The following is a 13,552-nucleotide window of genomic DNA, read 5'->3' on the forward strand; positions in this document are numbered from 1 at the left end:
AAGGAGGGATCTATTTGAAAGAACTGATTAAATTTAGTTTGCACGATTATTTGCGGTCCCATAAATACTTTCCTCCCATCTCTACTTTCTTCGTCTTAGTATTTGTCCAATATACATATACTCCAAATCCAATCATTGATAGTTATGCTGTGACTGCGTTGATTATATATGTTATCTCGTCCTGGTTGTGTATCAGTGTTTTATCACTGGATCCACCAGTACAAAGACAAATTATGATACTTCATGCTAAAGGGAGAAATCGTTACTATATTTCAAAATTATTATCTGTATGGCTAATAGCCGTGCTGCTAACTGTATATTCTTTTGTATATCCGATTATTTTTGGTATGTTCGCTGAACCTGTGACATTAACAATTGGTTTTGTTTCTTTTGCAAACCATATTTTATTAGCAACTCTTGGTATTACGGTTGCTAGTTTATTTAGTGAAGCACTGATGGAAAGCCCTGTAAATTCCTATGGTGGGCTAGCACTTACTATTGTTCTTTCCATCGCAGCTCTTGGAATCCATGGTGCCCTGCCTACTGCTTTGAAAAATATAACCTGGGTTATTCCCCCTGCAGTAAACACACAGCAATCACTAATGAATTGGAGCGGGGAAAATCTTGGAGACCTATCCATATTTCCTTTTATCTGGATAATCATTTACTCGATTCTTCTTTTAATTTTGTTTTTGAAATTGGCTAAAAGCTAGACTGAATAAAAATTAAGGAGTTGTTATTATATTGGAGCGACAGGACTCCGTAGAAAGTATAAAGGATGGAAAGAACATTTCCTTTCTCCCATCCAATATAAAAGGCTATTTTCTGTCCCAAAACCGCTGCTGCGCTATGGCAGAAACAAAATCCTCACCAAAATCTGGATTATTTGCAGCAAAAACTACACCAGCCAAATTATTGTTTTCTGATGCATGAATAAAAGACTCTCCAGTTGAGGAAACACCAATTGGTTTATAGTGCTTATAAGCTACATGTACAAATTCCGTGATGTCTGAGTTGAATTTTGCCTGGTTTCTAGAACTTCCGCCAACAACGTAAAGTGAGTCTACAAGATAAGGGCTCGATGTAAGGAACGTTTTATCAACTTGGAGTGTTGTTCCATCATTTCCGGTAACCGTACCAAGCCTTTCACTTATGATGTCAACAAAAACACCATATTGCTGTAAGGTGTTAAGTGCATTGGTTACCTCATTACCGTTATAACCATCGCCAATAAGTACGCCTGCTTTTTGTGTATATGCATATTTAGGTGTACTGGCCTGACTAAGAGAAGAATAGCTTGTAGAAACAGGAACATTGGATCCGCTTGGTCGATCCACCCCGATGTTATCCGCAACAATACTTGCCATATCTTTATCAACATTGACAAGTATATTAACAACCTGCTGACGAACCGACTCACTTTTTACACTGCCTACTTGATAGCTTAGCGCCTCAATCGTATGCTGCTTTTCTATTGGAGTTAAACTATTCCAGAATATCCTCGGTTGTGAAAAATAATCCTTGAACGATTCGCTTCTAGCTCTGATTTTGTAGCCATCTACTTTTCCGGGATAATCCTTATAGCCGCCTTCTTCTGGAGGTACTGTGTATGGTGTATTATCTGCAAGTGAGTTTTGGTGATAGTTTATTTTATCAACATCGATTCGTTGTCTCATAGCACCTCGTCGCTGATTATTATGAAACGGGCATATTGGCTTATTTATTGGTAATTCAACGTAATTGGCACTGCCAAGTCGATGTTGTTGGGTATCCCGATAAGCCATTAATCTTCCTTGCAAAACGGGATCATTGGAAAAATCAATTCCCGGAACGACATTTGCAGGGTTAAATGCGACTTGTTCAGACTCCGTAAAGTAGTTATCAATATTTCTATTTAATGTCAGCTTACCAATCATTTGAACAGGGACAAGCTCTTCTGGCCAAAACTTTGAAGGGTCGAGGACATCGAAGTCATATTTGAATTCATCCTCCATCGAAATCAATTGGACACCTAGCTCGTATTCTGGATAAGCGCCATTATCAATGGCTTCCCTCAGATCCCTTCTGTGAAAGTCAGGGTCGAGTCCGCCGATTTTCAGTGACTCATCCTGAAGCAGGGAATGGACTCCGAGGACAGGTTTCCAGACATACCTCACAAAGGTTGCCACATCTTGATCGTTAACAAATAGGTACGTATTAATGGACCATGATTCCATCATTCGATAGCTTCTTAAAATACCCCGGTCAGACATAATCCAAAGTACCATGTGAAGTGCTTCATCGTTATTGGCCACATAATCCCAAAAACGGTCGTGCGCTCCGCTTGCGGTTGGTATGTCATCTGCTTGTTTAGCTTGGTATGCGTGCATTGCGTCCGGAAACTTCATTGCGTCTTGATTAATTAATACAGGCATTGCAATCGTGGTAAGATCGACATTTCCTTCTTCCGTATAAAGTTTAACTCCCTTACAACGTAAGTCCCTTGCTGTATCATAGGATCCTTTGGCTCCTTGAACAGTAGAAAAACGGACAGTTATTGGCGTTTTTTTGCCAGCTTCCTGTAGGAATCCAGCCTTCGTCACATGTTTCATCGACTGATAACATTCAAATTCGCCATAAGCGCTGTAACCTCTTGCATGAACCACTCTTTCAGGTATTTCTTCATGAACAAAGTGTGACATCTTCTCTAAGAATTCATAATCCTGACGTAAGGAAGGTCCACGGATACCTGCTTTTAATTGATCCTGATCCTGTGATCTTTTTTTTCCTTCCTGTGTTGTCATTGGCTGGCCGTAGTCGCTCATTCGGTATTGTTCTAGTTGTTCTTGTTTAAAGTCTTGATTTACCCGTTTTTGGTTTTTTGATGATTTCTCATCATCCATTTAATCACCCTTTCAAACGGTTGAGATATAAGTACCATTTCTATACTTACGTTTTTTTTCTAATATTAGAACACAGATTTATTAGCGTAAGGGGTTCTGAGCATGACCCGCCTCTTACCTCTTGCAATGCCCTCATTATAGTTAGTGAAGTATCGATTGCTGTGCCTAAACCTTTATATTAATTGATACAAAGTATGGTGCTTTAATAGGACTTTTAAAAATGTACATACTTTTTGCCGTTAGCCCAAATAATATAGATGTTTTTAACAAGACTTTAATTAATATATAAAAACTTAAATGAACAACAAATCAATGTGAACAAAACTAAAACAAAGAAAAGTGGAGAATTTTTATGGAAAAAGACATACAAAATGGAATGCATGATTCAATGGAGGATCAGTTTCTGCCGATGTATTCGATGACGAGTGGAGTTGGGAAGGAGGTTCTTCCCGATCTTTACTGCTATACAAATCAAATTGTGAATTTGTGCTGTGTGGGTAATCCGGATAATTCAGGTGAGTGGGTTTTAGTGGACACTGGTATGCCTGAATCATCCAATCGGATTGTGGAAATGGTAGAGGAACGGTTTGGAGAAGACAGTAAACCACAAGCAATTATACTAACACATGGACACTTTGATCATGTTGGCGCAGTTGTAGATTTAGTGGAGAAGTGGGGAATTAAAGTATATGCCCATGAGGCTGAGTTGCCTTTTTTAACTGGAAAACAAGACTATCCAGAACCGGATGGATCCGTTGAAGGGGGACTTGTGGCAAAAATGTCACCAATGTTCCCAAATGAAGCTGTTAACTTAGGAAGCAATATAGAAGCACTGCCTGATGATGGAAGTGTTCCACATATGCCTGGTTGGAAATGGATTCATACACCAGGACATGCTCCTGGTCATGTATCTTTATTTAGGGAAAAAGATCGTGCTCTTATTGCTGGCGATGCTTTTGTTACTGTGAAACAAGAATCACTTTACAAGGTAATGACTCAAAAAGTGGAAATAAACGGCCCGCCAAGGTACTTAACGACTGATTGGACTGCTGCTTGGGAATCTGTTAAAAAGCTGGAAGACTTAAACCCTGCTATTGTGGTAACTGGTCATGGAATGCCAGTGTCTGGGCAAGAACTTTCAGAAGGATTAGCAAGACTAGTTAAAGAATTTGACCGACTAGCAATACCAGATTATGGTCGGTTTGTAGACCCCAAACACTGATGCGAGAAATCGTAAGAACGAAGAAGGTGACTCAAAAGAATGAGATTTTGAGTCACTATTTTTAATCAATATGAAATTGTCCCTTTCGCTTACTATCCACTTCTCTTATTAGTGTATACACGCAACTGTTACATCATTTCAGGAGCTACTTCAATTTGCGGTTTCACAATTTGGACACAGCTATTTCTTTTTTACTATGATAGCATACAATATATAGTGCTAATTCGTTTTGTTAACACCAAATGTAGTATTGAGGCTTGGGGGAATAAAACAAAATAAGAGAACTAGAAACATTAAAAAAGGGAGAGCGGAAAAATGAGTACAAGTATGTCAACGGAAGTGAAAGACTACTTCCCGCTAAACAAATTGGATGAGATTGTTTATACAAGTAATCATGATCTGATTCAAGAAAATGCCAATGTTGATGGGAACTCACCAATGGGACAAATGTCAAAGGTTTCTGCGGAAGTAACGAAGTCGTATGCGAAAGAATTGATACTTAGCGAAGATGTCAGACAAGCAATCGATGAAAATTATATCCACCCCCATGATCTTGATTTTCTAATTACGGGTACAACCACTTGTTGTCAGATTCCACTAGGAAAAGTTCTGAAAGATGGTTTTAATACTGGACATGGACATATGCGTGAACCGAAAGATATTGTAAGTGCGATGGCTTTAGCATCCATTATTTTTCAATCGAATCAAAACATGCAGCATGGTGGGCAAAGCTATCCCATGTTTGAATATGATCTTGCACCTTATGTTAATAAAACTTTCGAGAAAAATAAGAAACGTTTACAAAGCTATGCTACTTCATATACAGCGGAAGAAATAGATGAGATAGCATGGCAGGAAACGAATCGAGATGTATACCAGGCCTGCGAAGCTTTTATACATAATTGTAATTCGATGCATTCGCGCGGAGGTGGACAAGTTCCGTTTGTTTCCATCAATTACGGTACAGATACATCTAAGGCAGGTCGTCTACTTATCAAGAACCTTTTGTTGGCCACGAAAGCAGGCCTGGGTAATGGTGAGACACCAATCTTCCCTATTCAGATTTTTAAAATGAAAAAGGGAATTAATTTTGAACCTGGAGAACTGAATTATGACTTATACCAATTAGCACTTGGAACAACAGCGAAGCGATTATTTCCAAACTTTAGCTTTATCGATTCGACGTTTAATAAAGTGCATTATGATGGTACTCCAGAATCGGAAGTGGCCTATATGGGTTGCAGGACTCGTGTGATGGCAAATCGTCATGGTGAGGAAAATGGAGTGCAGCGGGGAAATCTGTCTTTTACTTCTATCAATCTCGTAAAGCTTGCACTTGCCGCAAAGAATGAGTTCGATTACTTTAAACTATTAGATTACTATACTGGACTTACAATAAAACAATTAATGGAGCGATTTGATTTTCAAACTAAAAAGAAGGCAGGAAACTTTCCATTTTTATATGGGCAGCATATTTGGCGAGGGAGCGAAAACCTTCAACAAGAAGATAAACTTGGTGATGTGTTAAAACAAGGCACATTAAGTATTGGCTTTATTGGATTGGCGGAGGCTTTAGTCGCTTTAACTGGTAAGCATCATGGTGAATCAGAGGAATCTTATCAATTAGGATATCGAATCATTCAGTATTTACGAGACAGAGTTAATCAAGCGAGTGAAGATTACGATTTGAATTTCTCGTTGATTGCAACACCCGCAGAAGGATTATCTGGAAAGTTTACTCGAAAAGACCAAGCGGTTTTCGGAAAAATACCTGGTATAACAGATAGAGATTACTATACGAATTCCTTCCATGTCCCGGTTTACTATTCTATCAAGAGTATTGATAAAGCTAAAATTGAAGGCTCTTTCCATCGTTTATGTAATGGTGGTCATATTACATATATCGAATGTGACGGAGATGTTTCTAAAAATATAAAGGCATTAGATGTTTTAGTAAGAGCAATGGCCGCCGCTGATATTGGTTATGGTGCAATCAATCATCCTGTTGATCAATGTGGTGTATGTGGATATTCCGGAATTATAGAGAATGCGTGCCCAAACTGTCAGAATGCAGATGAGAGTAGAATTGGAAGAATCAGAAGAATTACTGGATATTTGGTTGGAGATATGAAACGATGGAATTCCGCCAAATGTGCGGAAGAAAAGGAACGGGTTAAACATCAATGAAAGTGATGAATATTATTCATGATTCTGTTGTTGATGGAGAAGGATTGCGAACGGTTATTTTCTTCGCGGGGTGTCCACATTTCTGCAAGGGATGTCATAATCCAAAAAGCTGGAATATCCGTAATGGTACAGAAATGACAGTTGAAGAGGTGGTTGAAGAGGTAGCGAGTAATCCGTTAACAGATGTTACTTTATCTGGCGGTGACCCGTTTTTCCAAGCAAGAGACGTATCTCAAGTAGCAAAACGACTAAAAGAGCTAAAGAAAAACATTTGGGCCTATACCGGTTACACATTGGAACAATTGCTTGAATCGCCTGATCCATATCAACAGAAATTACTCCATTATTGTGATGTGCTCGTTGATGGCCCGTTTATTTTGGAGGAGCGAGATTTAACCTTAAATTTCTATGGAAGTCGAAATCAACGTATTATCGATTTATCACAGGTATAAGGGCTATATCGTGGTTTTGTTATTGAACATGGATATGCTTTAAAAAAATAGAAAGAGTGATGAAGGGCGAGAACCATGAATTATTTATTATGGGTTCTGTCCTTTATTTATGGGAACTTTTATCACGCATTAACTGGCTGTAAGACCCCCACTTCAAGAATTCGAGGAGTACCAGGAATTGTAAGTGGGGGATCAACAGCCAGTAAATTCCTGATTCTGTTCAACTAACATTCAGTGGGGGAGGAAGGGAAACCCCCACTGAATGAAGTTTCACTTTATCGGTATTGTCCTCCTTTGTCATAAAGTAACCAAAAATGACTTATACATGTATTATTGTTAGAATAATAGATATAGATACTAATACATAAGTACCGGTTCTTTCTTTTTAATCTGAATAGATAAGAAAATAGCTAGGGATTTATTCGTAAGGAACCGAAAAAGGAGGATGTATGGACTTTAACGTTAATATAAACCAGAAACAAATGAAAAAGATCCAAAAGTTCGGTGGTTGGACTGGAGCGATTATTGGAATTCTGTTTCTTCTTTTCATTTTGGGTACGATCGCTTTCCAATGGATTACAGAATATATTTGGATGGATTCCATTGATTTTGGTAACGTGTTTACGACAATTTTAGGTAGTAAACTTACACTTGCAGCAGCTGGTTTTGTCATTTTTGGCTTTGTAACTTGGTTAACCGTATTTTGGATACGCAGAACCTATTTAAGCCATTTTGACCACCATCAGCTTCCTGCATTTTTCTCACAAAAGAAAGTAATTGTGAATGGAATAATTATCGCAATTGCCGTATTTGCAGGACTTATTGGTAGTATTATTGTACAGGGTGTGGGCTGGGAGCCGCTTTTAAAAGTCTTAAACTATGAAACGTTTGGAGAAAGTGATCCAATCTTCAACCGAGATATTTCCTTCTACATGTTTGTACTGCCATTTTTAGAAATTATCATCAATATTTTACTAGGATTAAGTTTCTTCATGCTTGTCGTTGTGATTGCAGCATACTCCGTTTTTCATATGTACCGCATGAATCGTTCTGCGCAAATTCATCTTGGTCTAACCATTGCTATTATTGGCGTATTGTTAGCGGTCACACACTTACTATCACCTTTTCAAACTTTACTGACGAATCAAGTGAATGTGTTTCAAACTAGTGTGGTACATGGCCTAAGCTATACCGATCGCATTATTAATATTCCTGTATCCTATATTCTAGCTGCGGTTGCAGTCATTGGGGCAATTTGGGTTATTCTTACACTGCGAAAAGGTAATATTAATTCAATATTAATTCCAATTGTTTTATATATTGCTGTCATTATTCTTGGACAAGGGGTTTCCGCAATTGTTCAGAACTATATGGTAGAACCAAATGAGTTTCAGCGCGAACAGCCTTATTTAGAACATAACCTAAATTATACAAGGCAAGCTTATGATCTTGAGAATATTAATATCTCAGAACATCCGGGTAACCAAGATTCATTAGATGAAGAGATGATTGAGAATAATGAGCTAACCATTAATAACGTGCGAATTAATGATTCGCGTCCGTTGCTTGATATTTACAATCAATTGCAGACATTCCGTACGTACTACCAATTTAATGATATTGATGTTGATCGTTATGAAATTGACGGCGATTACCAGCAAGTATTTATAGGTGCAAGAGAATTGAGTACGGATGACTTGCCAGAGCAAGCCCAAACATGGGTAAACCAGACATTGCGCTACACACATGGCTATGGGATTGCGATGAGCCAAGTCAATGAGGTTACTTCTCAAGGACAACCACAATATATTGTAAGGAATCTCCCGCCTGAAGGAGAGGTTGATGTTGAGCGTCCGCAAATTTATTTTGGAGAGTTGGATTATCCAAACGTGATCGTCAATTCAGCAGTCGATGAATTTGACTATCCATCTGGTGATGAGAATATGACCAACCGTTATGAAGCAGATAAGGGGATTCAGCTTAGTGGCTGGAACCGATTACTATTTGCTATGAACGAAGGTTCTTTCCGTATGCTCGTGTCGGATCAGCTCTCGAATGAAAGTCAGTTGCTTGATACACGAAATATTGTGGACCGTGTGAACCGGATTGCGCCGTTTTTTGAATATGATGAAGATCCATATATCATTGTTCGAGATGATGGGTCACTAGCTTGGATTATTGATGCTTATCTTGTCGGACAAGGCTATCCATATGCAGAAAACTATCAAGACAACAAAAATTACATTAAAAACGCAGCGAAAGTGATGGTCGATGCCTATACTGGAGAAGTTAATTTCTTTGTAACCGAACCAGATGATCCATTACTCAAAACGTATCAAAATATATTCCCGGACTTGTTTACAACGGAAATTCCAGAAGATGTACAAAGTCATTTTCGTTATCCAGAAAGATTGTTTACCATCCAAGCAAACAAATATGGCACGTATCATATGACAAATCTGGAGATTTTTTATAACCGTGAAGATCGTTGGGAATTTCCGACGGAGCATTATTTTAATGAGGATATTGAGATGGAACCTTATTATGTAACGATGAAGCTTCCGGAATATGAGGAAGAGGAATTCATTCTAATGATGCCCTATACACCTAGAAACCGGCAGAACATGATTGGCTGGATTGGTGTACGAAACGACGGCGAGCATTATGGTGAAAAGTTTGTCTATCGTTTTCCAAAACAGGAGAATGTCTATGGTCCTCAGCAAATTGAAAACCGAATTAACCAGGACAGTGTTATTTCTCAAGAGTTAAACCTGTGGTCGCAGGGTGGTTCTCAAGTTATCCGTGGAAACTTGTTATCCATTCCGCTTGAAGATACGATGCTCTATGTGGAACCAATCTACATTGAGTCTTCTAATGAAACATCATTGCCAGAAGTAAAACAAGTTGTCGTCGCATATCAGGATCATATCGTGATGGAGGCAACTTTTGATGAAGCATTAGAGCGTATCCTTGAACTTGCCAGTGGTGATATTGACGCAAGTGATCTACAGCCTGAAGGGCCATCCCAAGAGGATATTGAAGGGGAACCTGAACAATCAACGGAAACGGAAGAGGAGGAGCCGTCAGCTCCGGAAACGTCAGTCGATTCAGATCAATTATTACAGGAATTCTCCGAGCTGTTTAGTAATTATCAAGATGCCCTTTCTAATGGGAATTGGGAAGAAGCAGGCGAAATTATGGCAGAAATTGAGTCGCGGTTAGAACAAGCAAATCAATAATAAGTTTATAAGAGATGAGCACTTTTATCTTTGGTGCTCATCTTTTTTCATGAAGAAATTACCATAAGACCTTAGTGGTTCATTCTGAGAAATGCGGTAGAATGTATAACCATTTATACGACGAACTAAAAGTGAAACATTTATTTAAAGTTGATTGTATGTTACTAAAACAAATAAAGGAGGAAGGTAAGTGAACGTTACGATGAATCAAGGAGATCTGGTGAACGTCGTATTTGTTTTTCAAAAAAATGAAGAAACAGAAGAAGTGACACTTAATACTGCTCAATTAATGGCATTATTGAATGCAAAGCAGGTTTGGATTGAAAGATTTAGTACTAACCTAAAAGTAGAAAACACAGTTTGGTCCTATGCCAATAAGAAGGTTTCATTGCAAATTTATTTGAAGTAATCATCGTTTAAAGGAAAAGGCTGATCAATGACATTCTTGTTGAATCAGCCTTTTCTTTATTAATCATTTAGTCGAGAATACTCGCGATTTCAGTTGTGTAGAATCGCCTTCGGTTAGGCTGCCTTTTAAATCAACCGGCATCTATTAAAATTAAATAATGGTTAATTCCTTTTGTATCTATATTTTTATCAACACATGTGTGCTAAACCTTAACAAGTGGGGTAACTTTAGATTACTTTTGGCGGTTTTGGAAGAAATAAGACTTTTTTAAGTCTGATAAAAGACGTTATAAATGTGGAATAAAAATGGGGTTTTGTAGACAAGCTAATCGCAAAAACAAAGGAGAATAGAAAATATGTCAAATGTTAAATTAGCAGTTATTTTTTATAGTATGGGTGGTACAAACTATCAGTTAGCGAAATGGGCAGAGGAAGGAGCACAAACAGCAGGTGCTGAAGTAAGGGTATTAAAAGTAGAAGAATTAGCCCCTGAATCAGTGATTGAAGGAAATGAAGGATGGAAAGCAACGGTTGAAGCAACAAAAGATGTTCCAGTAGCAACCTCAGAGGATATTGAATGGGCAGATGCTATCATTTTCAGTGTTCCGACGCGATTTGGGAATATGCCATCTCAAATGAAGCAATTCCTGGATATTCAAGGCGGAATATGGGCAAAGGGAAAAACAATGAATAAAGTAGTAAGTGCAATGACTTCTGCGCAAAATCCGCATGGTGGGCAAGAAGCGACTATTTTATCATTGTATACTTCTATGATGCACTGGGGTGCTATTATTGCAACTCCTGGATACACGGATCCTATTATTTATGGAGCGGGTGGAAATCCTTATGGGACAAGTGTAACAGTCGATCAAGAAGGTAAAATGATTGAAGACGTTCAAGGTGCTGTGAAACATCAAGCAAAACGTACGGCGACAGTTGCGGAGTGGGTTAAAAGGGGAATTCAATAAAGTTATTTTAAAGAGGCATGAGCTCGATATATACATTGGGCTCGTGCCTTTTAATTTCCCCTGCATTGTAAGTTTCAGCAGGTCGGTGTTTAAGAATATTTTTACTTAGAAGGGGAAAAAGGTATATTAGAACTCATTATAGAGAGGTGTGTACGAGTGGAAAACTTTATAGAGAATAATAATAGAAATTATATTGATGGAAAGTGGGTAGAAGGAGCTGCAGGGATTACAGAAAATATTGTTAATCCTTATGATAATTCCGTAATAACCTCTGTTAATTTGGCATCGTTAAAACAATTAAAGCATTCGTTTGAGGTTGCTGAGGTTAGGCAAATAGAATGGGCACATTCTTCTGTGAGCGACAAAAAGGAAGTATTTCGAAAAGCTGCGGAGTTTCTGCAAAATAATTCAGAGCAGATTATAACTATAATCAGTAAAGAAACAGGTGGTACACTGCTCAAAGCAGAATTAGAATTAAATCTTACAATCGAGGTGTTAAAAGAAACATATAATTATATGGACACCATAGATAACGTAATAGAAATTCCTTCGACAATTGAAGGGAAAATAAATAAAGTTTATCGTCAGCCACTCGGAGTGATTTCATCTATTTCGCCGTTTAACTTTCCTATGAATTTATCAATTCGATCAATTGCACCTGCAATTGCACTGGGAAATACGGTTGTTCATAAAGCCGATTTACAGGTTGGATTGACAGGTGGATCTATTATTGCAAGAGCTTTTGATTATGCAGGATTGCCTAATGGAGTATTCCAATCAATCCTTACAACTCCAGATGAGATCGGCGATGAAATGCTGGAAAACCCAGTTATACAACTAGTAGCTTTCACTGGTTCGACTGGATTTGGAAAGCATATAGGCAGGGTTGCTGGGGGAAATCTCAAGCGTGTCGCATTAGAACTGGGTGGAAATAACCCATTTATTGTTCTGCAGGATGCGGACGTTGATAAGGCAGTGGAGGCAGCTATCTTCGGAAAGTTTATGCACCAGGGGCAAATTTGCATGTCCATTAACAGGATTATTGTTCACGATGATTTATATGAAGCATTTACAAATAAATTCATAGAGCAAGCTGCGAAATTATCGTACGGGGATCAAACAAATCCAGACACGGTTATTGGTCCGCTAATTAATGAAAATCAAATAAAAAAAGTGCTTGAAACTGTTGAAAAAGCAAAAAAGGATGGTGTCAAGCTTGGTTTAGAAGGAAAGCGTGAAGGAAACGTACTAACACCATATGTATTTGTTGATGTCGATAATTCGGACGAAATTGCTCAAACTGAATTGTTCTCACCAGTAGTTTCAATCATTAAAGCTAAAACGGACGATCATGCGATCGATATAGCAAATGATACAATTTACGGTCTGACTTCTTCCATATTTACATCGGATATCAAAAAAGGTGAGGCATATGGATTGAAGATTGACAGTGGGATGACACATGTTAATGACCAAACTGTTAATGATGCATCCAATATTCCATTCGGCGGAAATAAACAAAGTGGTTTAGGAAGATTTGGAAATCCATGGGTAGTTGATGAATTTACAAAACTAAAATGGATTTCTGTACAAAATGAATATCGAAAGTTTCCATTTTAATTTAAGAAAGAATCTGGGACATAACAAACGTGTTTAATGTTAAAGACGAACGATGCATAAGCTTAGCGTAGGAAATATACGTAGACTCCAGCGGAAGGTAAGGCAAAGGTGAGACACCTTAGTGCGATAGTACAAGGGGGCTCACCAGCCGCCACTGGATGCGCGAAGTATATTTGCGGAGCGAGTTATTTGCACCAATCGTGTTCGGTTTTTATTTTTATAAAAATATTTTTGTCTCGGCCTCGCAATTATTTTGCAGTAGTTTTTATAATGCACTAACCAGAACCATCCATTTTTCTACCGACCCATCAAATAGAGTTGATTAGTATTTTGATTGACTCTGTCAGACCAAAGCTGATGACCATGGTCACTTTTGTAAATTTCCACACTATATTTACTATCCCAATCGCCACTTTGATTTTCGTGAAAAACAAATATAAAAAACCTATTATATTTAATTAAAAACAAATCGTTGACATAGTGGGATCATCATGCGATAATATATTTAATTAAAGATAAATCAATTAAAATTAAATTAATTAAAGCAATAAAATTAAGAGTTAAAATGAAACGT

At 38.0% G+C, this 13,552-nt stretch carries 9 protein-coding genes; 8 read left to right on the forward strand and 1 reads right to left on the reverse strand.

Going from position 1 to position 13,552, the window contains the following annotated elements:
* The first annotated feature begins 14 nt into the window (after nt 1-14).
* Nucleotides 15-713: a hypothetical protein gene (locus NST46_RS08425; RefSeq protein WP_095313076.1), complete on the forward strand. Its 699-nt coding sequence runs from the start codon at nt 15-17 to the stop codon at nt 711-713.
* A gap of 105 nt (nt 714-818) precedes the next feature.
* On the opposite strand, the gene NST46_RS08430 is transcribed toward NST46_RS08425, so the two are convergent.
* A complete protein-coding gene (locus NST46_RS08430; protein ID WP_341137048.1) occupies nt 819-2,882 on the reverse strand; it encodes a catalase in 2,064 nt (687 codons plus the stop codon).
* Between the two features lie 376 nt (nt 2,883-3,258).
* Here NST46_RS08430 and NST46_RS08435 point away from each other — a divergent pair, with 376 nt between their 5' ends.
* The 7 genes from NST46_RS08435 to NST46_RS08465 all read left to right on the forward strand — a co-directional run bounded on the left by NST46_RS08435 (nt 3,259) and on the right by NST46_RS08465 (nt 12,978).
* Nucleotides 3,259-4,104, forward strand: coding sequence for an MBL fold metallo-hydrolase (locus tag NST46_RS08435; RefSeq protein WP_095313129.1), 846 nt, complete (start codon nt 3,259-3,261; stop codon nt 4,102-4,104).
* Nucleotides 4,105-4,431: 327 nt separating this feature from the next.
* A complete protein-coding gene (locus tag NST46_RS08440) occupies nt 4,432-6,291 on the forward strand; it encodes an anaerobic ribonucleoside triphosphate reductase (RefSeq protein ID WP_340003255.1) in 1,860 nt (619 codons plus the stop codon).
* On the forward strand, nt 6,288-6,743 hold the full coding sequence (gene nrdG, locus NST46_RS08445) for an anaerobic ribonucleoside-triphosphate reductase activating protein (RefSeq protein WP_095313079.1): 456 nt from the start codon (nt 6,288-6,290) through the stop codon (nt 6,741-6,743). The genes NST46_RS08440 and nrdG overlap by 4 nt, the downstream gene beginning before the upstream one ends.
* A gap of 449 nt (nt 6,744-7,192) precedes the next feature.
* The gene (locus NST46_RS08450; protein ID WP_341137049.1) at nt 7,193-9,982 is read left to right on the forward strand and encodes a UPF0182 family membrane protein; all 2,790 of its coding nucleotides are present in this window, start codon (nt 7,193-7,195) and stop codon (nt 9,980-9,982) included.
* A gap of 190 nt (nt 9,983-10,172) precedes the next feature.
* The gene (locus NST46_RS08455; protein WP_240033846.1) at nt 10,173-10,391 is read left to right on the forward strand and encodes a hypothetical protein; all 219 of its coding nucleotides are present in this window, start codon (nt 10,173-10,175) and stop codon (nt 10,389-10,391) included.
* A 355-nt stretch (nt 10,392-10,746) separates the two neighbouring features.
* Nucleotides 10,747-11,358: an NAD(P)H:quinone oxidoreductase gene (gene wrbA, locus NST46_RS08460; RefSeq protein ID WP_095313081.1), complete on the forward strand. Its 612-nt coding sequence runs from the start codon at nt 10,747-10,749 to the stop codon at nt 11,356-11,358.
* A gap of 156 nt (nt 11,359-11,514) precedes the next feature.
* A complete protein-coding gene (locus NST46_RS08465; protein ID WP_341137050.1) occupies nt 11,515-12,978 on the forward strand; it encodes an aldehyde dehydrogenase family protein in 1,464 nt (487 codons plus the stop codon).
* The last annotated feature ends 574 nt before the right edge of the window (nt 12,979-13,552 follow it).

Source organism: Oceanobacillus sp. FSL W7-1309 (genome assembly GCF_038002145.1).
GTDB classification, from domain to species: domain Bacteria; phylum Bacillota; class Bacilli; order Bacillales; family Amphibacillaceae; genus Oceanobacillus; species Oceanobacillus profundus.